The sequence below is a fragment of the Pseudoalteromonas sp. CnMc7-15 genome, from assembly GCF_022347925.1.
Lineage (GTDB): Bacteria > Pseudomonadota > Gammaproteobacteria > Enterobacterales > Alteromonadaceae > Pseudoalteromonas > Pseudoalteromonas ruthenica.
The window spans coordinates 209,703-230,329 of record NZ_JAKRFT010000005.1 but is presented as its reverse complement, the minus strand read 5'-3'; the positions used below and the strand labels follow the sequence as shown (position 1 = coordinate 230,329).

Here is a 20,627-nt window from a genome sequence, read left to right as displayed (position 1 = left end):
ATGCGCACGCTTGCTCATTATGAATTGAATAAAGTGGTGTACCAGGGCGGCATGGGCACCATCTACGAAGCTTTTGATACTAAACTAGAACGTACAGTGGCACTTAAGGTGCTTAATACTAGCGGTGATAGTGAATTAGACGAAGATGCCCTTAGTGAAGCGCGCTTTCTGGCACGCTTAAATCACCCCAATATTATTCAAGTATTTGACTGTGGCCAAAGCGATGGCCAGCAGTACTTAGTGATGGAGTTTTGTCGCGGTAAAAACCTGCTGCAATACCAGAAGCAGCATGTGTTAACGCTTGAACAAAAGCTGGCTATGCTGGTGGATATTGCCAAGGGTTTAGAGCATGCGCATCGCAACAGCATTATTCACCGTGACTTGAAACCGAGCAATATCTTGATCAGTGAAGCTGGGCAAGTCAAAGTGGCTGACTTTGGTATCGCTGGCTTCGTGGGCGGTAACAGCCATGTTAGTCAAAGCGCAGGCACTAAGGGCTATATGTCGCCTGAGCAGTTGCAAGGGCAAGCACTCAGCCACCACAGCGATTGGTTCTCGTTTGCCGTTGTTGCAATTGAATTACTAACAGGCGAGCACCCCTTTGCTGGACAAGGTGGCCAAGATATCAGCGCGGCAATATTGCAAGGACAACACTTAGATCTCAGCACCACGCAATTACCGCAGCAGTTGCAAGCACTATTAGGGCAAGCGCTTAGCGTACAACCTGCGGCGCGCTTAAATCTGCGCCGAGGCCCTTTTAGCAAACAGCTTGAGCAGTTACTGCAACAACGAGTTCAAGCCGCTATTCTAGAGCAGCAAACAGAACCGGTTACACCATCAAATACCACGCAGAAAAGCGCACCATTACGAGCAAAAAAGTTGCGCTGGCGTTACCTTGTGATGGCCTTTGTCTGTGCGGCAGTGTTGGTGGGAGGCTACTTGCTACGCCCTTATCTGTTACACCAGCCTGTGGTCGCGATCCTACCCACTCAGATCTATAACCTACCTGATGAATTTAAGCATTATGAAAGCGCTTTGAAAGGCTCGGTACAAAGTGCTATGTGGCAGCAGTTGCTCCAGCAAGACCAGCAATTAGTTAGCCGTGCAGAAATGAATATGTTGGCGCAAGGCCAAGACAGTGATCAATTTAGAGACCCTAAAAGCTACTTTCAGATGCTGGCCGACTACACCGGCGCCGATACCCTGATTAGCAGCTCGTTGGATTGTCAGCAACGCCACTGTAGCGTTGAAATAAGTACGCTACGTGCTCCCAACTGGCAAGTGCAGGAGAGTATGCAGTGGCAGACAGATATTGCAGGCACAACTAATTTACATGACGTGGCGAAATACAATACTGCACGCCTTATTCCCCCGGGCATTGATAGTGAAGAGTATCGCTCGCTATCAACAATGAAAAGTAATAGCCCATTATTTGAGATGTATACGTTGTTTTATGTCGACAACGTAGCAACGCCGGAGATGTTTGAGAAAAGCCTGGCGACGGTCAAAGAGAGTGCAACCAGTGTCGAGGGTTATAACCTTCTACGTGAAATTGCGCTGCAGCTGTATCACTCAACCCATGAAAAAACTTATCTTAAGCAGGCAATTTCAGCAATCCATAATGCCCCAGGTGAATTTAAAAAGTTGTCCAGCTACTACAAAAGCCTAGTGCTGCTCAATATAGAGCTGGGGCAAACAGAAGAGGCCAAGCATGCTTTGGATATGTTAACCAAAGTGAGTCATGACCAAGCTGCTATTTTGAATTTGGAGGCTTCAATTCTGCTTGCTGAGGGTGAAGATAAACAGGCCAGAGATAAGTTAGAAGTAGCGTTGAGCTTGAGACCCAATTTGCGGTTACAAAGAAAGCTCGCGCTCGTTTTGTATTGGCTGGGTGATTTTCAGTCAGCGAAAAACCTGCTCGCTGATTTAGTTGAAAAAGTCCCTAGTGATAGAAGAACTCACCAGTACCTAGCTGATATTGCTTTAATTGAAGGTGACTTCACCTCTGCGATAGAAAGCTACAGCAAAACACTCAATGAGAATAGTGACAGCATTGATTTATCTAACCTCTCTATCGCCTACATGATGGTGCAGAACTACCCTATGGCAGAGAAGTTTGCCAAGCAAGCGCTGTTGAGCTCCCCAAAAAACACCGGGATGATGCTCAATATGGCAGACATAAATATGCTCAACGGTAAGCTTGTGGAATCAAAAGAGCTGTATGAGCGCTTATTACAGCTAAATAACGGGCGTGAATCAGCCTTGGCGTGGTCTGAAAATGCGCAGGCCTATGCTCAATTGGGTGATAATGAGCAAGCTATTAAGTCACTGAAGCATAGTTTCAAATTGGCAGAGGATAAATCAGAGTTAAGTTATACAGCGGCATTAGTGCATGCACTGGGCGGAGACTTTAACTCCAGTCTTTACTATGTGGAAGAGGCTTTAAAAAGTGGTTACCACCAAAACTGGTTTTTACAGCCTTGGTTTAAACCACTTTGCGATTTTGAAAAGTTTAGAGCGATGGTCAGCTCCCACTCTCAGCTCTGTGTGAACTGAGTTAATTAATCTTCATCTGGACGGCGAACTATCACGCGAGGGTCTTGCGACATATAGTATTTACCGTTCGCGGTGTTCTTCGCAGTAAAGCGGAAACCGATACTCAATGGCTCAGCAGTACTCGAAGGGGCAACCTCAATAACTTGATCAAGAGGACTGTCGTCTGCTTTACCGTAACAAAACGTGGTATCTACTTGATGAACCTTGAGAGTCAGCTGCTTCTTATCGGCACTGATAGACGAGTCGACATTGTAGTTACAGTTGCTGTAGTTTTTTATGTATTCCACACCGTTGCCAAAAAACTCCCAATCATTATCACTGATGGTGACAACTAATTCAGCATGTTGAGTCGGTTGTAAATCTGCATGAGCTGGGTTGTTAGTGAATAGAATAGGGTAGTCTTGGCCGTTGATATTTTGCTTACTGCCATTAACCACAACATATGTTTGCCAAGGCTCGTTAACGCTTGGGATCAGTTCTAGCTGCTCTTGGACCGAAACATTACCAGGCTCACATGGGACTTGGATTTCAGGGGCTTGTTCAGACATGATCATTTCCTTATTAAGATAATGGACCGTTTTTGATTACTTTATCTGGGAATGGCTATAACTATAGCGCGTAAGTGAGGAAAGTATAGTTTTTGTAATCGCTTGTAAGGCAACAACTTATTGGGGCAATGAAAGCCGCATGCTGCATAGGGTTCAAGGCGTTATCGTTCTTAAGTACTGAGTGATTGTTACTTTCGAGCGCTGTTTCAGCGACGCAGACACCTAGTTGCAATTAAGGGCTCAGGACGAAGAGCTATTACTGGGGAAGCCTTGGCGTTTTTCTTCGCCGCACAGTGACAGGTCCACACCGCTTTATGTCATGCCAACCTTGGCTAAAGTCTGTGCACAGCGCATATCAGTGTAGATAGCGTGAAAAATAAGCTATCCAGAGGTTATTAGCTGTCCCTGCAAGGTGGCAACAATACGACGAGAACCACCTTGGTCGCGGTGCTCACCCAGGTAAATACCTTGCCATGTGCCGAGCTGCAGCTGGCCATGACTGATTGGCAAGGTGAGTTCACACCCTAAAGTACTGGCTTTAATGTGCGCGGGCATATCGTCATCACCTTCGTAGGTATGGCGATAAAAAGGTTGGCGCTCGGGAGCGGCCCAGTTAAAGTGAGCTTCCATATCTTGGCGCACAGTGGGATCGGCGTTTTCGTTAATGCTCAAACTTGCAGAGGTGTGTTGCAGCATTAAATGCAGCAGGCCGACCTGATAATCTTGAATTTGCGGCAGCGCGCGCAGAATTTCCTCATCAATTAGATGAAAGCCTCGGCGCTTTGCGCTTAAAGTAATGCTGTGTTGTTGCCAACTCATAAGGTGTCGAAGCTGATCTCGATGTGGGCATTGCCATCACCTGAGGTGAAAGGCATGATAATTGTGGTTCCTTCGCATTTGTGGGTAATGGTGTGGCCAGTGCCTGAAACCACTGCTGGAGTCGCCATATCAAAGTCATAACCTTTTTCACCCAGTAAGTTTTTGGCGCCACCGGTGACCATGTTGGTGATTTCGCCAACCATGTCGGTCACTTCTTCATTAATGGCACTGGGGCGCTCGCCTAGCATACGTTCCATGATGGTAAGCGCTAGGCTTTCATCGAAAGTGATAGAGAGTGAACCCTTTGTTTGAGGGCCGACCATACCGATTAACCCTGACACATCGCCTGCCGCGACCTCGTCCTTTTTAACGCGAGGTTTACCCGGTTTTAGTTCAGTTTGTGCCATCGTGGCCAACACATTGACCAAAGAAGAAAGAAAAGGGTTAATAAACTCGACGTTCATTGTCCATACCTTTGTTCGCAGAAGGTGAATTTTGCTGTTCTTGCAGCACGTGTTTTACCCTAGCAAGTTGTTACTAAGATTGACAGCGTTTACAAATGCCATGCGCTTCAATAGTTTGCGAGCTTACACTAAAGCCGCTTTGTGAGGCGAGCTCACTTAACTCATGCGACAGCACGCTCGAGTGCAGCTCGTCTACATGACCGCATTGATCGCATATAAGCAACTGCACCGGATGAATTGAATCAAAATGGTGGCACAACATAAACGCGTTGGTGCTTTCTATTTTATGAATAAAGCCTTGTTCAGCTAAAAAGTCCAGTGCGCGATAAACCGTCGCAGGTTTTGCGCTGGTTTCTGTCACTTTTAATTGCTCTAATAAGTCATACGCACCAACACCGCTTTTAGTGCTGGCAAGTAAACGGAATACTTTTTCACGGATGGGAGTAAAGCGGGCGCCTTTGCTGTCGCACATTCTTTTAGCTTTACTGACAAGCGCATCTACATTCATAGCTAACCTTCGTTCATCTTAACGCCACCTATACTAGCATACTATGACGCATAAAAATTACTATCTCTGTCTGCATGAGAGCGGTATCGTTTTGTTTTAATTTTCAGGAGCAAGTGTGCACGAATTACTGGCCACCTTTATTTTCTTTTTTGCGGTAATTGACCCCATAGGCACAGTGCCGGTATTTATTGCCGTGACGCGCGGCGAAGATGCCGCATTTAAGCGCAAAGTGGCTTACAAAGCGGTGCTGGTATCGGCGCTAGTGCTGCTGCTGTTTGTCGTTGTCGGTGAGTTGCTACTCAACGCTATTAGTATTCCGCTTGCGGCGTTTCAGATTGCCGGTGGCATTGTACTGCTGCTGTTTGCGCTGACCATGATTTTTGGTGAAGGCAAACCCGAGTCGGAAATTAAAAGTGTGCGCGACTCCACAGAAACCGCCATATTTCCTTTAGCCATCCCATCAATAGCCAGCCCAGGGGCTATGCTAGGTGCGGTGCTGATGACTCGTAATAATGAATATACTTGGGTCGAGCAGGCCATTACCTCATCAATGATGCTTAGCGTCTTAGGCGTGGTGTTATTGTTACTTTTGCTGGCGCGCTACGTACATAACCTCATTGGTGATGGCGGTGCAAGCATTATCTCCCGAGTCATGGGGCTGATCCTGAGCTCCGTGGCGGTGACAAATATTCTCGGTGGCATTAAAGACTACTTCGCGCTGTAACTCGCGGCCGCTGCCAAAACTAAGCTACTTATTGGCTAAGTGTGGCAATGCGAACGCCTAAGCCCATTAATATGACACCTAAGGTTTTTTCGATAAGCCGTTGATAACGTTGTAGGGCGTGTACAAATGCAAAGTGGCTAAAAAACATGGCTACCAACACAAACCACAGCAAGTGTGCCAAAGAAATAATAAGCCCATACACAAGCTGGATGGCAACGGGCGTATCGGCGCTCACCAGCTGAGTAAATATACTTAAAAAGAACAACGTGGTTTTGGGGTTTAGGGCATTAGTTATAAAACCTTGACGCAGAGCCGAGCATGCGGATAACGCTTTGCTGGGCGCTGCCTTGTGCGCTAGCTCCAAGGCGATATGGTGCTTTGCTCGCAGGCTTTGATAGCCAAGGTAAATTAAGTACGCTGCGCCGATGTATTTTATCACCGTGAATAGCACCACCGATTGGGCAATGAGCAGCGCCACGCCGGCTATGGAATAAGCAACGTGAATCCAAATCGCTAACCCCACGCCCAGCGCCGAATAAACACCGGCACGACGTCCATATACTAGGCTATTGCGGGTGATCATGACAAAGTCGGCGCCGGGGCTAATGGCCATGATCGTTGCTAGCGTAGCGATGGACAATAACTGGGGTAAATAGGCTGACAGTTCCATAGATTATTCCGTTTACCGGGTTAGACCTGACACTGTATCTCGAATTACGCCTGTTTGCATGGCTAACATCGCTCATGCTGGATACTGAGTTGCACTTGCTTGAGGGAGCGCGCATAATTCGCGCTTTCAGGGGCAAGCATATCGGTGACAGCACGATTAGAGCCGGATGCATACACAGTTATGACGTTGTTATGAGTATTTTCGCGTTAATGCTATTGGCTTTAGCTATGTCGACCGATGCGTTTGCAGCATCGATCAGTAAGGGCGCTTACCTACGCCATCCACGCCTGCTCAGTGCCATAAAAATGGGGCTGATATTTGGTATTATCGAGGGCACCACACCACTTATCGGTTGGCTGATTGGCAATGCTGGAGCCCACTACATCGAAGAATTTGATCACTGGGTGGCGTTTATCTTGTTATTGCTACTTGGTACGCACATGATTGTGGAAAGTGTGAAAGAGGATGACGACACTCAAAGCGAAGCAGCACAAAAGTCTTCTATTGCCAAAGTGATACTGACTGCTATAGGCACCAGCTTGGACGCACTGACTGTAGGGGTGAGCCTAGCTTTTGTTGCGGTCAATATTTACCTTGCAGCGCTGATGATAGGCTTAGCCACAGCACTGATGGTAACTATGGGCAGTTTACTTGGGCATCGTTTAGCAACGGTTATCGGCAAACGAGCAGAAACCCTAGGCGGTGTTGTGCTGGTCGTGATTGGCTCGTGGATTCTATATTCACATTTGAGTACAGTGGCTTAAATAATCAGCAGTTGTTTTTGTTTTGTGAACTAAATGTTGCCTTTAATGCCGGATGAGCTACTCTAAACCAAAGTTTCTTGGGTAGTTGTACTGGGAATTATTTTGCACTGCTTTAATCTTCGCTCATCAGCATTAGTGCTTATTTCGGCGCTCTGCGCGATGTTGTCTTTTGTTGCTTATGGCCAGTACACCTTTGCCGTCGTAGGCAAAACCAAGAACGACAGCTTTTATGAACAATCCTTCAAAGGTTGCCAAGACTTTGCCCAGCGCCAAGCCGATTTGCGCTGTATTTATGATGGCGCTTATGACTACCAAGACGCTCGTACCCAAGCACTGGTAGTGCAAGATTTAGTTGCTCAAGGTGTGGACGGTATATTGGTGTCTACCACCGACTCGCAGCACTTGGTCAATAGAGCGCTAAAAAAGGCTCAGGAGCAAGGGATTGCGGTGATCACTTTTGACTCAGACTTGGCACCACAACATCAAACTTACCGTTTAGCCTATGTGGGCACTAACAACTTTGATTTTGGCGTGGCACTTGGTGAGGCGGCAAAGCAGTTTAAACGAGAGCACCCACAAACCTTGTGTATTCAATCGGGACATCACACTACGCCGAACTTAAACAAGCGCATCGACGGCGTGCGTTATGCCTTGTCAGGGAGTACCAAGCGTTTGAACGGTGAGAGTGGTTGGCTGGAGCATCCCCGTTGTCCGCTTTTCACTGCTGGGCGTCGCGATGATGCCCTCAAGCAATTACGCACCATTATCAGTTACCCGCAGCCGACAATCTTTGTTGCCGTCGCTGGCTTTGCACAGTTTAATCCTGATTATCAACAGGTGATGACAGAGTTTAAACAGCAGCTAGCTAAGAAGCAGCGAGTGATTATCTCTGCCGATACAGAAACACTGCAATTGCAAGCGTTAGCGAGCGGCCTTGGCACCATGAATATAGGTCAAAATCCTTATGAAATGGGCCGTAAGGGCGCACAGCTACTTTATGATGCAGTAAAGCACCAACACCTTCCTGAACAAGAGCAATATTACTTACCTTTTCATTACTGCACCCCTGATAACGCGCAGAGCTGCGCGAAAAACCATTAATACTCAAAGGTAAAATCAGTGAACCTCTTTAGGTGCGGGTTGCTGTGAAAGCCGGTATTGGCCTAGATAATACCAATCAGGGTGTGATTGACGTATAATTGCGCGCCCACAACTCGGCGCAAAGAGCCCGTTGGTTTTCTTGGTAATGCAGGCACAGGTTTATGAACGAAGCGACAACACAGACTCAACTCACCCCTTCTTGGCAACAATCGACTTTTCGTCGCTTCAGTGTCGCGCCAATGCTCGATTGGACTGATCGCCACTGCCGTACTTTTCATCGTATTATGAGTAAAGAGGCGGTGCTATATACCGAGATGATCACCACCGGCGCTATTATCCATAGCAAGGGAGACTATTTGCACTTTAACCAGCATGAGCAGCCAGTGGCGCTGCAATTGGGTGGCTCAAACCCTGACGAGTTGGCTCATTGCGCGAAGTTAGCGGCACAACGAGGCTATGCGGAAATCAACTTAAATGTAGGCTGTCCATCGGACCGCGTGCAAAATGGTCGCTTTGGCGCCTGCTTAATGGCTGAGCCTGAGCTAGTCGCACAGGGGGTGGATGCAATGAAGGCGGTCACTGACGTCCCCGTGACGGTAAAAACCCGTATTGGCATTGATGAGCAAGACAGTTACGAGTTCTTGCTGGCGTTGATAGAGGCGAGTCACAAGGTCGGCTGCGATGATTTTATTATTCATGCCCGCAAGGCGTGGCTGCAAGGTTTGAGCCCGAAGCAAAACCGTGAGGTTCCCCCCCTTGACTACCCGCGTGTGTATCAGCTTAAAAAAGATTTCCCCCACCTTCATATCGGCATCAATGGGGGGATTAAAACCATCGCTGAATGTGAACATCACTTGGCGCATGTTGACGGTGTAATGATTGGCCGAGAAGCATACAGTAACCCTTACTTACTGGCCGAAGTAGATGCCGCATTATATGGCTTAGAGGGTTGCACACTGAGCCGCCACCAAGTGGCAGAAAAAATGCTTAGCTATATTGATGACGAGATGCGCCAAGGCGCGCGCTTTTGGCATATCGCTCGGCATATGTTGGGGTTATTTCAGGGCATGCCAGGTGCCCGTGGTTATCGTCGTCATTTATCTGAAAATGGCCACAAGCAAGATGCCACGGCCGATACTTTAGTCACAGCACTGAGCTTTGTCCGCTAACTTTATTGCTAAATTCACTAAAAAATAGCTATTTTGCTAATTGCATAAAGATGATTTAAATCAAAACCCTTTATTTTTCAATGTGATGAGTTTTGGCATGTAACTTGATGCTCACTTAGTGAATTAAACTAATAGGAGTATTCCCATGCGAGACTCTAGCTATCAACGCTTTTATCGCGATGCCTTGGATAAGAAGTTGTCGGGTGTGTGTGCCGGGTTTGCGAAACGTCATAACCTACCTGTTTGGCTAACCCGCGTAGCGATGGTGATCTTGTTCTTAAATGCCCCAGTGCTGGTGGCAGCTATCTACCTTATTTGTCATTTCGTGTTTGACGAGCATATCGTGGTTTAGCCATATAAACACGTACAACCATGGCTGCAAATAACGCTCTATTTGCGGCTAGTACACTGATTTTATTACAGACACTCAGGCGTCATTAAGCTATATTAGGGTACAGTTAAAGTAACATAACAAGGAAGCGCTATGCTGCGTACAACCCTAGGTACCCTCATCTGTGCAGTGTCGTTACTGCTCAGTTTTCACAGTGCTGCTCATGGCGAACTTATGGTGAGTGAAGCCAAGGTGCGGACCTTCTTACCTGCTAGCGAGAGCTCGGTGGGATACCTTACGTTAATGAACCACAGCGATCATGACCGCGTACTGAAAAAGGTCGAGATCGAGACCCTCGGGCGTGTGGAGATTCATACTCATGAACATAAAAATGGCATGATGCAAATGCGTAAGCTTGAAGAGTTACAGGTTCCTGCGCACCAAACACAGGTATTTCAACCCGGTGGACTACACTTAATGCTATTTGCGCCAAGTCAGAAACTGGTAGCCGGTGAGCAACTGAAAATGACCCTGTATTTTGCCGATGGCGACCGTGTGTTCACACAGGCACGCATCTATAACTTGCTTGAACAGTCGCAAGACAATAACAGCGATGAACATCAGCACCATCATCACTAGGAGTTATTATGTCTCAGCATAAAGGAAAGATTGCCGCAGCCATTGCTGCATTGTTTTTATTATTTTATCTCATTGCCGTTTATTGGAGCATTGAGCCCGATCGCTTCGATGTCGTAGAAAAGGCAAAACAGCAAGCTAGCGAACGAAATGAGCGCTTAGTAACAGGTTATGTGACCACGTCGACGTTGATTAATGTCGCGCAAACATTACTCGACAAACCGGGCGGCTACCTTAGTAACGATATGGCTCCACCCAGCGTGTTGATGGACAACATGCCGGCCTGGGAATACGGAGCGCTGGAGATGACCCGTGATTTAGCGTTGTCGATGCGTAAAGACTTTAGCCGTTCACAGTCGCAATCCACGGAGCACCCGTCACTGAAAAAAGCGCAGCCGCAGTTTAATATCAGTAGCACTGCTTGGATGTGGCCCAGTGCCGAAGGTGAGTATCAAAAAGGCATTGATTACCTGATTGCCTACCGCAGTCAAATCGCGGACAGTAATGACAGACAAAGTCAGTTTTATGCCCGTGCAGATAATTTACGTACTTGGGTAAAAGAGGCTGAAAAGCGTTTGGGTAGCCTCAGCCAACGTCTCAGCGCCAGCGTAGGACAAGAGCGTGTTAATACCGATTTGGCTGGCGATCGCGAAGCACATCAAGCGACATATGCACCTATGCAGCAAGAGGTGCGCACCTCTTGGTGGGAAATTGACGATGTGTTTTATGAATCTCGGGGAGCTACCTGGGCGTTGCTGCATTTCCTGCACGCTATTGAGCACGATTTTGCCGATGTTTTGGAAAAGAAAAATGCTAAGGTAAGCGTCCAGCAAATTATTCGCGAACTGGAAGCAACACAAGAGCCTGTGTGGAGCCCTATGGTGCTTAACGGCAGTGGCTTTGGCCTTGTAGCTAACCATTCGTTAGTGATGGCAAATTATATTTCTCGTGCTAATGCGGCACTAATTGAGTTAAGCGAGTTACTCGCACAAGGATAAAAAGGGTAGATGATGAAACAATACTTTGTGGCTGCAGGTTTATCGCTTGCAGCGATGGCGCCAATGGCCCATGCCGATACCGTGTTAGGCCTTTATGTGGGGGCCGAAGGTTGGCAGGCTGAGCCAGAAGGTAGCTTTGGCAGCAAAGGCTATGCGCAGCAAGATTTCAACTTCGATGATGAAACCTTCACCAGCTACTACGCAGCATTGGAGCATCCAGTTCCTTTGGTTCCTAACGTCAAGCTACGTTACACGGAGATGGACATCAGCGGCGGAGCACTGCTTAACCAAACCTTTGAATTTGAGGGAGTCGATTTTGCTGTAGGCAGCAACATCATGACCAATGCAGAGCTTAGTCACACCGATTATGTGCTTTACTATGAGATTTTTGATAACGATGCGGTGTCGATTGATTTAGGTTTGAGCGCGAAACAGTTTGACGGCGATATTTATGTTGCCCAGACCGACAACAGTTCGTCTGTGCGCGTTGATTACTCAGGGTTTGTGCCACTAGTGTATGGTCGCGGTGAAGTGGGCTTACCTTTTACTGGCTTGAGCGCATTTGCTGAGGGCAGCTTTTTCGCATTAGATGACAGTACCGTGCATGACTACCAAGTCGGCGTGCAGTGGGAATTTATTGATAATCTAGCGGTGGATGTGGCTGTACGTGCAGGCTACCGAGCGATGTTGATTGAACTTGATGATGTTGATGATATCAATACTGATATTGATGTTTCAGGCCCCTTTGCAGGACTACAAGTTCACTTTTAAATAGTAAACTTTGAAAAAGCGGCGCAGGCCGCTTTTTTTGTATTTATGACCACTCTAAATCGAAGTCACGCTGCAGTGCTTGCTCTATTGCTTGCTTAAACGTAGGGCTCAATGTAGCACGCAGCAGCCGTCTTAATTCATCACCCGTTTGGGTGAATTTGTAGTAGCTCAGAACTAAGTCACTGTTTTTGGCTGTGAGCGTTAATGAGGTATCGTAAAAGCGCAGTTTTAGCTGCTGTTTGGCGCGAAAGTTCGCTGACTCAATTTCTTTGCGATACAGCACAGCGCAATCCATCAAGGTTAATATTTGAGGGTAACTGAGTCCCGCCTTGGCCAAGTTGAGTTGCTCCTTATTGCCTTTGCGCAGTAAGTCGAATAACGACGGGCGTTTGTAATAACCCAATAAAATAATATGAGAATGATCAAAGTCGAGCTGAGCACACAGTGCAGCGGCTTTTTGTATAGCCAGTGCCTCGCGCTGGGTCATTTGCTTTAGCGTTTGCAAGCTCTTGATACTAAAGGTCCCCGGAGCCAGCGTTTCTCCAGCAAGAATTTTTGCCCATAACTGCTGCATGGACGCTGTTGCGGAGTCTTCGGCAAGCGACATAAAGCGCTCAAACCAATCAGGGTCAACATAGCCATCGGTTTTAGTGTCTGGGCAGTATTGCATGGCCTGGGCGAGTATTGACTCTATATTGTGTTGCTGTCTTAGGCGCTTGAGTTCCTCACGTTTGAGGGCTCGCTCTGCAAGAGGCACTCGTTGATCGAATACAAACCCACTGGGGCGAGCTCCTTGGCGGGAATAGCCTCCTTCTTGGGCCGGTACAGGTAAAGAGTTGCGTTGTTTTTTTATTTTAAAACCAACTCGTTGGGCAATAAGTTGCGCCAGTTTGGTTTGCGCAGTGAAGGTTTTACTGCTCATCCTTGTGCTCCAATTCCACCACTGTTTTTAAATTATTTAGGCTATGAGTCATGGTATTAGCGAGGGTATGTTCGGTAAACCAGACCAAATAGGGGCCAATGACGGGTAGAGTGATTTCACCTTGTTGCTGCCATAAGATACGGGTCTGCTCCCCTGAACTGACTAATTGGAACTGGCCATGCGAGAGGTATTCGTTATTGACCAGTAATTGATAGTTGAGAGTAGATGCACTGTCACTGACAATACTTAGCTCCCCTTGGGAGCGTTGCCCTTGCCAGCCTAAATGAGCGCCAACTCCTTGGGCTTGCGCACGAACTTCTAAACGAGCTTGTTGGTCGAATTGGCGTAGCGCTAGCCATTGTTGCCACTGAGTTAAATCCCATAGCCAAGGCTTTATCGCTGCGCTCGGCACATCCAGAGTAATACTGCGCTCAACGCGATAATGTTGTTTGGCGACAAGGCCAATCAGCACCAGTATGAGCGCGAGTAAAACTAGAGTTTTTATTACATTGCGTGCTAGGGTTATCACAGTACCTCTGCGCAGAAACACAAAAAGCATAGTCAAAAGATTAGACTATACTGTTAGAACTTAATTTTCTATCTCCGTAGTTGTGAATATTGCTCATCTAAGTAAGTGAATATTCGATTGTTTACGGTTTCGAAGGAAGGCTATGTCTTCGCCAAGTAGTGATTTTATTTTTCTTAATGAAGAATTTGACGAGGAGCCGGCTAAACCCCAAGAGTTTTGGGATGTGCTCATTGTTGATGACGACTCTGAAATACACTCAGTGACGGAGTTAGCCTTGTCTAACTTTGAGCTCAACGGTAAGGGGTTGCGCTTTCATCACGCTTTTAATGGTACGCAAGCGGTTGATATTTTGCGTGACAATCCGCTTATTTCGGTGGTGTTACTTGATGTTGTTATGGAAAGCGACGATGCCGGGTTAATTGTTGCCAAACGGGTGCGTGAAGAGTTAAAAAATCACGTGGTACGCATTGTGTTGCGTACAGGGCAGCCAGGTTATGCCCCTGAAGAGCAGATCATCCGCCAATACGATATTAATGACTACCGCACTAAAACTGAACTGACCCGCTCGAAGCTTGCCACCACCATGGTAACGGCCTTACGCTCGCACCAGCAGGTAACGCAATTATCTATGCAAAGTCATGCCCTTTCCCAAGTGCTGCTGGCAAGTGAGCAAATACTGAATTTCAGCCAGTTACTGCCTTTGAGTCGCGCAGCGATTAAACACCTTGCTCATTTTACAGCGGGTCCGCAACAAGGGGTGGTATGTGGCTTAGATGATGACGGTGTGGAGATTGTCTATGGGGGCACCGGTGAGTATCAAAATGTGCATCACCAACATATCGAAGAAAGCGCTTTAACGGCCTCTGTAAAAGAGCAGATCAAAGCCAGTTTTAAATTAGCTCAGCACCAGCATAACGAACACTCGGTGAGCTTTTTCTTTCGTGCCAAACAACAGCAGTATGTCATTTGCCTTGAGGGTGAACACATTATTGAGCATGCGCTGATGCAATACATTGACCTACTTTTAACCAATGTGGGCGTAGGCCTCGACAACGTACTGTTGGTGGATAGGTTACGCAATGTTGCGTTTAAAGACTCACTTACCGGGTTATGTTCACGTAACGGCTTTATCGCCGCTTTGGAGCGCTTACAAAAAAACACCAACGCCCACGATTATTTAGTACTGATTGATATTGCCCGGTTTGCCGACATCAATGAAGGGCTCAGCCACGATATTGGTAATTTACTGTTAGTTGCTGTGGCGCAGCGTTTGCAAGCGCAGCATCAAAAGACGCAAGTCGTAGCGCGGCTTGGCGCAGATCTCTTCGCTGTAGTAAGTAATGAGGAGCAACTCCCCTTTGCGCAATTACAACAGTTGTTGCGTGCGCCCTTTATCGCGGCTGAGCATCAGCTGCATTTAAATTTTACCTTCGGATTGTGCACTCAGCCTCATTTTGACAGCAGCGCGCTGGGCACCTTAAAGCGAGCGTCGATCGCGTTAAGCCATGCTAAAGCCGATATTAGCCATAGTTACTGCTACTTTGATAAACAAATGGAAGAGCAGGTGAGCCATCGCTTGGCGATGATAAGACGCCTACGGGAAGACTTTGCAGATGGCAAACTAGAGGTGTGGTACCAACCGCAAGTAGATTTGGCAACGGCGCAGCCTTATGGTTGTGAGGCACTATTGCGTTGGCCGATAGGACAAGGTCAGTTTATTTCTCCGGCCGTATTTGTGCCTTTGGCTGAAGACGCGGGGATGATTATAGAGATTGGCCAGTGGGTGCTTGAACAGGCCTGTGCCAAACAGCGAGAGCTAGCCCAGCATGGCGTTGATATGCAAATATCGGTGAATGTCTCGGTGCCACAGTTTAAAGCGTCTGATTATGCTCAGAGCGTTGCGCAAACCTTGGTACGCTTTGCCGTACCCAGTGATAAAATAGAGTTGGAAATCACCGAAAGCGTTGTTATGGACGAGGTTGAGCAGGTTACGCGCACGCTTAATGAGCTCAAAAGTTACGGTATTGACGTGGCGATTGATGATTTTGGCACTGGATTTTGCTCGTTAAGTTACTTACACAAGTTACCCTTTGATCGGCTCAAGATAGACCGAGCTTTTGTTAAAGGGATCCCCGATCAGGACAACGGTGAAATCGCCGAGCTAGTGGTCTCGTTAGCTAACAGAATGAATTTACGGGTTATTGCAGAGGGCATTGAGACCGAACAACAGCTGCAATTTTTAAAATCCATTGGTTGTCACGAAGGGCAGGGTTATTACTATGCGCAGCCCTTAGATGGCAAAAAACTTGATACTTACTTAAAGTTGAGCAACTAACCTTCACTAGGCTGGCCGCGATTTAGGGCTAACGCTGTGCTAAAACATAAGCGTTAACCCAGTAGCTTCTTTAGTTGAAATAGACAGCTTGAAAGGTGGCTAAGTTGCTCCCTTGCTCGTCACGAAAAACGAGTTTTTCACCCATGATGTCGTAGCTGAACGTGTTCATTAACGCTTCACTCATTGCACTTTCTTGCGCCATCGAGTCCATACACATTTTCTTGGTGCTAGCGACTGCTTTAAAACGCAAGCCGAAATGTTGTCCCTTAACATATTGGCCAGTAAAGTTGTTGCAGCCTAAGTAACCACTTACTTTACCATCATCGTGAAACTGCATATGCGGCTCACGTTCAGTTACTTGTACCTTGTTACCTTTCAAGGTGATGGCCTTCCAATAGGTATTCGTCAGAGACACATCGGGCTTCGCAACTTTTTCCATCATGACTTTGATTGGGCTTTGTGACTGCACGGTGCCAAAGGGATCGTTGTGCTCAGTGGTAATGTAGAGTAGCTCGCCATTACGAGTGACTTTGGCACTCACACTGTAACGCATATTGGCGATTACTTCAGACGAGTCAAAGGTGAGCTCAACGTTATACGGAGGCGCTCCCTCCAAGGGCAGGGTTTTACTTGCCAGTTCTTTTGCGGGTGCGTCCATCAAGGAAACATCGGCTAAGGTAACCTTTAGCTCAGCCCCAGGCGGAAGCAAACTGCGGTCGCGGTACATAACCTGAACCTGCATGGTTTTGCTCTGCACCGCAGGAGCTATATTTTGCTGTTGCGGCTCAACTGAGCTGCTACAAGCGCCAAGTAGAAGTGTGGTCAGAGCCACGGCGGGTAAAGTGACATTCATACTCATTACAAAAACTCCTTAAATGCTAACGAAAGTGTAAGAAAATATGCATTAATAGGTACTTAATGTAGTACATCGCCATGACACTGAGGGGTTTTTATTTTTTTACATATTGCGTGACAATGACTATGCGCTGTCCGTCTACACGTCCTTCGATGTGTTCAGGGTTAGAGGTCAAGCTGATATTGCGCACGGCGGTGCCACGTTTCGCCACCAAGCTTGAGCCTTTTACATCTAGATCTTTAATAAGTGTCACGGTATCACCTGCATTTAAGCGCACGCCATTGGCGTCGAGATGAATAACATCTTCCTCTTCAGCAATGGCAGCCTGAGCCCATTGCTGCGTAGGTTCATCCAAATACAGCATATCAAGCATGTCCATGGCCCAGCCGTGCTCGGTACTTAATTGATTCAACAACCGCCAAGCTACAACTTGTACTGCTGGGATTGGGCTCCACATACTGTCATTTAAACAATGCCAGTGGGTTGCGCTGAGTTGCTCATCACCATTGAGCTGCGCTGCACAGGTGGCACAGACTAAAATAGCTTTATCTGAATGGGCTTCGCCTTCAGGTGGTACCGCATAGACGCTGAGGTTATCTTGACTGGCGCATAGTTCGCAGGTGTTATTACTACGCTGTTTGAGGGTCTGTTCAATACTCATAGTTAACTTTTGGTAGGGAGAAATGGCAATTATAACCAAAATAACCTTACAAAAGGTAATGTTTTACAGGTAAAGCGCGATATATCGCTGCTTCAGCTTCTCATACAAACCTTGGCTTTTTAGCTCCTCAATTGCTTGATTCACTCGAGGCAATAGCGGCTGATGTTCGCGCAGCAAGCGGATATGCATCCGTCCGCTTGAGTGGCGAGCCCCTAAAACGATATCAACACCCAAACGATGAGCCCAATATTTAGCCGGTAAATCGCCGATGATCGCCACATCAATGCGACCTCGATGTAGAGCTAGGATCAACTCTCGTTCGCTATTAAAATCCATACGTTCGAACCTATTATCATCATGATAATAATACCCTCTTACCGTGCCCACTGTTTGGCGAAAAATGCTGTCGCGTGTTTGGTATTGATGTACTTTAGATGTTAGTGCCACTAGATACTCATCGACAGGAAACAGCGGTGCAGAGAATACAAACTTTTCGTCGTGGCGCTGCGCTTGGGAAAGCCAACTGGGGCTGATGACTTCAAAATCCAGCTGCTTTGCTTGAATGGACTGAACGGTGCGTTTAGGAGGCAAGTTCACATGCTGGCTAGCAATCTCTGCTTCGCTCATCACTGCCGCGATGTATTCGCGAACAATGCCTGGGTGCTTTGCGCTTTGCGTAGCATAGGGGTACCAACTTCCACTGGCGTTGACATTATATTTTAACGGCTGGGCACTGACCGATGAAGAAATCAGCAAGGCCATGACACATAAGCAAACTACGTAGAACCGCATTCGTTTTAAGAAATTAAGCTATTTACTAACTAGCATAGTGGTAATTCAACTATTGCGCAGGTGTGAAAAGAAGAAAGTGAAACTTTACAGTGACAACTCACCGATTAAGCGTTATATCAGTAGTAGAGCGAAGAGTTTAGCGACAGGTGGTAAATGCAACAATCAGACTCCCAGACCCCTTCACAGCTGGAGGCGCAATATGTCGCCCGGCAAGCGCTTTTCTCAAGCTCCGGCGAATTAGTTGCTTATGAACTTCTCTATCGGGATTCGCCACAAAATTGCTTTCCTCAAGGAATGGGAGACTCAAAAGCCACGGGTCGCATGTTTTTCGACCTTATTTTGTTGCAAGGGCTTGAAAAAGTCAGTGCCGGCTTACCTGCTTTTTTAAACTTGGCCACAGACGCATTACTTGAGCAAATCCCCCAGCTACTTCCTAAAGATAACACGGTAATTGAGATTGTTGAGCGCAGCCGAGGTGTCTCTGAACTTGTTCATGTCGTCAGTGCCTTAAAGAAAAAAGGATACCGATTTGCATTGGATGATTATGATCAAGATCCCAAGTGGCAGCCACTGTTAGAGCTGGTGGATTACATTAAAATTGAAATGGAGCCAAAACTTATCAGTACAGTGATGCTGATAAAAAAATTGCGCATGGTGTATCCACAAGCACAAATTATTGTTGAGCGCATTGAGACCCCTGAGCAGGCAAAAGCTGTGGTGGGGGCCGGAGTCGATCTGTTACAGGGGTATTTTTTTGCCAAACCCGCGATGCTGGAATTTAAAAATATTAGCCCTGCCAAGCGTGTGATTATTGAATTACTGCAGTTAACCATGAGTGCTGAAATTGATTTCAAAGAAATCGCCAAACGCATTAGTGTCGATGTTTCGTTGACCGCGCGGATATTAAGAATGGCTAATGGCCTCAGTGGTACGCGCGCCAATATCAGCTCCCTACAACAGGCAGTGACTTACCTTGGTGAGCAAAGTATTCGTCGCTTTATTCGTGTTCTCGCACTGGGAGAACTAGGCGCCCAAAAACCTGCAGAGCTGACTAAGCTCGGGTTAATGCGTGCCCAGCTTATTGCCGAATTAGTGTCGCCAGCAGGCAAGGCGATGGTAGAGCAGGGTTATCTTCTTGGGCTGTTATCTGTACTTGATGCCGTGTTGGATGTGTCGCTGGAAAACTTGGCTAAGGAATTCTCCCTTGATGGGGCGCTCAGCGGTGCCTTGCTTAATGCCAAAGGAATGCTGGGCCAAGCTCTTAACTTGGCGTACGCATGCGAACAATGCCAGTGGCCACTCGCCGAGGAAATTTTGCAAACCATTCGCCCAGCCAGTGAACCGCAGGTATTGTATGCAGCGCTGTCACAATCGCGAATTTACTGCGATAAAACCATGGAATTGCTTAGCGACTAGCGACACAGTATGCTGACCTTGAGTTATAAATTTGGAGCGCGTTTGTGGGTCGCATTGTTATCGTATTGTTTTTGCTTGGGTCCTTGGCGCTTCTTGCTGTGGCGGTTACTCAGCCGGCGTTGACTATCGAGGCAAAAATTGAAAAGTCACAACTAGCCAACACCGCAGTGGATGCCTTGGTAGCTGAATCCGACTCGCAGAGTCGGCGTATGCCCAGTATGCTGTCACAAATGCTGGGACTAGATAAGCTCGAGGGGCAAATAGACGCTTACGGCAAAACGCGCAGTATTTGGGGGACGGTGAGTGAACTCTATCACCATGACAACGTGCTGGTCGCAGTATTAGTGGGAGCATTTTCACTGCTTATACCGCTGTTTAAAACCTGCTTACAATTATTAGCAATGCTGATAAACACATGGCAATGGCGTTTAAAGCTACATTGGCTAAGTGCTCTGCTAAGTAAGTGGAGTATGGCCGATGTTTTTGTTTTAGCGCTAATTATTACCTATCTGGGAGGTAATGCCGATGACCACTTTGGGCAACTTGTGGATATGAACGCGCAACTGCACATTGGTTTTTGGTTGTTTTTCGCGTATTGCCTGATGTCGATTATATCAAGTATACTGATTAACCAAGAGATGCGGCGCGAGCTGCAAACACATAGCAAATAACCTAACCAAGGCTTTCATTCACTATGGCGAAAGTGACGCATTACATCATCACCTTATTGCTGCTAGTTTTAGCTAGTACGCCGGTGAGTGCGTCGGTGCAAGGCCAGTGTACTCACATGAAACAGCAAAATGATGCTATGAGTTCGATGATGGCACATCACGCGGTTATGGCCGATAGCCAGCCCAGTCAACATGACTGTTGCGAGCAGGATATGCAGTGCACCTGCCCAGATAGTTTGTGTCATGCCCAAGCTTTCATAGCCAACAGCATGGTTGTTGCAAGTACCGTTGTTGCGACGAAGTCACATCTACAACCGAGTCGTGCCCCCACGCGACTCGCCACTAGCCTATTTAGACCCCCTATTATCGCTTGACCTAGCACCAGT

23 protein-coding genes are annotated in these 20,627 nt (G+C 47.1%); 13 read left to right on the top strand and 10 right to left on the bottom strand.

Annotated features, from left to right (window positions below; all coding sequences use genetic code 11):
- Positions 1 to 2,556 (top strand): serine/threonine-protein kinase, encoded by a 2,556-nt coding sequence (locus MHM95_RS13615; protein ID WP_239385561.1) that lies wholly within the window; start codon positions 1 to 3, stop codon positions 2,554 to 2,556.
- A 5-nt stretch (positions 2,557 to 2,561) separates the two neighbouring features.
- Here MHM95_RS13615 and MHM95_RS13610 read toward each other — a convergent pair whose 3' ends face one another.
- The 4 genes from MHM95_RS13610 to MHM95_RS13595 form a co-directional block, all read right to left on the bottom strand.
- Positions 2,562 to 3,104, bottom strand: coding sequence for a DP-EP family protein (locus MHM95_RS13610; protein WP_022943880.1), 543 nt, complete (start codon positions 3,102 to 3,104; stop codon positions 2,562 to 2,564).
- Positions 3,105 to 3,485: 381 nt separating this feature from the next.
- A complete protein-coding gene (locus MHM95_RS13605; protein WP_022943881.1) occupies positions 3,486 to 3,923 on the bottom strand; it encodes a secondary thiamine-phosphate synthase enzyme YjbQ in 438 nt (145 codons plus the stop codon).
- Positions 3,920 to 4,387 carry a chemotaxis protein CheX gene (locus MHM95_RS13600; RefSeq protein ID WP_022943882.1) on the bottom strand — a complete coding sequence of 156 codons (468 nt, stop codon included), beginning with the start codon at positions 4,385 to 4,387 and terminating at the stop codon, positions 3,920 to 3,922. The genes MHM95_RS13605 and MHM95_RS13600 overlap by 4 nt, the downstream gene beginning before the upstream one ends.
- 73 nt (positions 4,388 to 4,460) lie before the next feature.
- Entirely contained in the window at positions 4,461 to 4,895 is a 435-nt protein-coding gene (locus MHM95_RS13595; protein WP_022943883.1) for a transcriptional repressor, read from the bottom strand.
- A gap of 115 nt (positions 4,896 to 5,010) precedes the next feature.
- Between MHM95_RS13595 and MHM95_RS13590 the strand changes: the two genes are divergently transcribed.
- Complete coding sequence (locus MHM95_RS13590; RefSeq protein WP_022943884.1) at positions 5,011 to 5,619, top strand: MarC family protein; 609 nt, start codon at positions 5,011 to 5,013, stop codon at positions 5,617 to 5,619.
- Between the two features lie 28 nt (positions 5,620 to 5,647).
- Here MHM95_RS13590 and MHM95_RS13585 read toward each other — a convergent pair whose 3' ends face one another.
- Positions 5,648 to 6,289 (bottom strand): LysE family transporter, encoded by a 642-nt coding sequence (locus tag MHM95_RS13585; RefSeq protein WP_239385559.1) that lies wholly within the window; start codon positions 6,287 to 6,289, stop codon positions 5,648 to 5,650.
- Positions 6,290 to 6,480: 191 nt separating this feature from the next.
- On the opposite strand from MHM95_RS13585, the gene MHM95_RS13580 reads away from it, so the two are divergent.
- The 7 genes from MHM95_RS13580 to MHM95_RS13550 all read left to right on the top strand — a co-directional run bounded on the left by MHM95_RS13580 (position 6,481) and on the right by MHM95_RS13550 (position 12,059).
- Positions 6,481 to 7,053: a manganese efflux pump MntP family protein gene (locus tag MHM95_RS13580; protein WP_045979206.1), complete on the top strand. Its 573-nt coding sequence runs from the start codon at positions 6,481 to 6,483 to the stop codon at positions 7,051 to 7,053.
- 102 nt (positions 7,054 to 7,155) lie between these two features.
- The gene (locus tag MHM95_RS13575; protein WP_235419519.1) at positions 7,156 to 8,154 is read left to right on the top strand and encodes a substrate-binding domain-containing protein; all 999 of its coding nucleotides are present in this window, start codon (positions 7,156 to 7,158) and stop codon (positions 8,152 to 8,154) included.
- 161 nt (positions 8,155 to 8,315) lie between these two features.
- Positions 8,316 to 9,323 carry a tRNA dihydrouridine(20/20a) synthase DusA gene (gene dusA / locus MHM95_RS13570; RefSeq protein ID WP_239385557.1) on the top strand — a complete coding sequence of 336 codons (1,008 nt, stop codon included), beginning with the start codon at positions 8,316 to 8,318 and terminating at the stop codon, positions 9,321 to 9,323.
- Between the two features lie 145 nt (positions 9,324 to 9,468).
- Complete coding sequence (locus tag MHM95_RS13565) at positions 9,469 to 9,675, top strand: PspC domain-containing protein (RefSeq protein WP_022945387.1); 207 nt, start codon at positions 9,469 to 9,471, stop codon at positions 9,673 to 9,675.
- 132 nt (positions 9,676 to 9,807) lie between these two features.
- Entirely contained in the window at positions 9,808 to 10,293 is a 486-nt protein-coding gene (locus MHM95_RS13560) for a copper chaperone PCu(A)C (RefSeq protein WP_138547028.1), read from the top strand.
- Between the two features lie 8 nt (positions 10,294 to 10,301).
- Positions 10,302 to 11,288, top strand: coding sequence for a DUF2333 family protein (locus tag MHM95_RS13555; protein WP_022945389.1), 987 nt, complete (start codon positions 10,302 to 10,304; stop codon positions 11,286 to 11,288).
- Positions 11,289 to 11,300: 12 nt separating this feature from the next.
- Complete coding sequence (locus MHM95_RS13550) at positions 11,301 to 12,059, top strand: TIGR04219 family outer membrane beta-barrel protein (protein ID WP_239385556.1); 759 nt, start codon at positions 11,301 to 11,303, stop codon at positions 12,057 to 12,059.
- A gap of 43 nt (positions 12,060 to 12,102) precedes the next feature.
- On the opposite strand, the gene MHM95_RS13545 is transcribed toward MHM95_RS13550, so the two are convergent.
- Positions 12,103 to 12,981 carry a TIGR03899 family protein gene (locus MHM95_RS13545; RefSeq protein WP_045979212.1) on the bottom strand — a complete coding sequence of 293 codons (879 nt, stop codon included), beginning with the start codon at positions 12,979 to 12,981 and terminating at the stop codon, positions 12,103 to 12,105.
- Entirely contained in the window at positions 12,971 to 13,510 is a 540-nt protein-coding gene (locus tag MHM95_RS13540) for an SRPBCC family protein (protein WP_239385554.1), read from the bottom strand. The genes MHM95_RS13545 and MHM95_RS13540 overlap by 11 nt, the downstream gene beginning before the upstream one ends.
- Before the next feature lie 142 nt (positions 13,511 to 13,652).
- On the opposite strand from MHM95_RS13540, the gene MHM95_RS13535 reads away from it, so the two are divergent.
- Positions 13,653 to 15,845, top strand: a complete 2,193-nt coding sequence (locus MHM95_RS13535) for an EAL domain-containing protein (RefSeq protein ID WP_239385552.1) — start codon at positions 13,653 to 13,655, stop codon at positions 15,843 to 15,845.
- Between the two features lie 70 nt (positions 15,846 to 15,915).
- Here the strand turns inward: MHM95_RS13535 and MHM95_RS13530 are convergent, their stop codons facing one another.
- The 3 genes from MHM95_RS13530 to MHM95_RS13520 all read right to left on the bottom strand — a co-directional run bounded on the left by MHM95_RS13530 (position 15,916) and on the right by MHM95_RS13520 (position 18,124).
- Positions 15,916 to 16,704, bottom strand: coding sequence for an META domain-containing protein (locus MHM95_RS13530; RefSeq protein WP_239385550.1), 789 nt, complete (start codon positions 16,702 to 16,704; stop codon positions 15,916 to 15,918).
- 91 nt (positions 16,705 to 16,795) lie between these two features.
- Positions 16,796 to 17,362, bottom strand: a complete 567-nt coding sequence (locus MHM95_RS13525) for an alkylphosphonate utilization protein (RefSeq protein WP_022945395.1) — start codon at positions 17,360 to 17,362, stop codon at positions 16,796 to 16,798.
- A 63-nt stretch (positions 17,363 to 17,425) separates the two neighbouring features.
- The gene (locus tag MHM95_RS13520) at positions 17,426 to 18,124 is read right to left on the bottom strand and encodes a transporter substrate-binding domain-containing protein (RefSeq protein ID WP_239385548.1); all 699 of its coding nucleotides are present in this window, start codon (positions 18,122 to 18,124) and stop codon (positions 17,426 to 17,428) included.
- 183 nt (positions 18,125 to 18,307) lie between these two features.
- On the opposite strand from MHM95_RS13520, the gene MHM95_RS13515 reads away from it, so the two are divergent.
- Genes MHM95_RS13515 through MHM95_RS13505 form a run of 3 tightly spaced genes read left to right on the top strand, consistent with a single transcriptional unit; the run spans position 18,308 to position 20,615 of the window.
- Positions 18,308 to 19,570 (top strand): HDOD domain-containing protein, encoded by a 1,263-nt coding sequence (locus MHM95_RS13515; RefSeq protein ID WP_239385547.1) that lies wholly within the window; start codon positions 18,308 to 18,310, stop codon positions 19,568 to 19,570.
- Between the two features lie 44 nt (positions 19,571 to 19,614).
- Positions 19,615 to 20,241 carry a paraquat-inducible protein A gene (locus tag MHM95_RS13510; RefSeq protein WP_239385545.1) on the top strand — a complete coding sequence of 209 codons (627 nt, stop codon included), beginning with the start codon at positions 19,615 to 19,617 and terminating at the stop codon, positions 20,239 to 20,241.
- A gap of 23 nt (positions 20,242 to 20,264) precedes the next feature.
- Positions 20,265 to 20,615 carry a hypothetical protein gene (locus MHM95_RS13505; protein WP_239385543.1) on the top strand — a complete coding sequence of 117 codons (351 nt, stop codon included), beginning with the start codon at positions 20,265 to 20,267 and terminating at the stop codon, positions 20,613 to 20,615.
- Positions 20,616 to 20,627 lie beyond the last annotated feature (12 nt).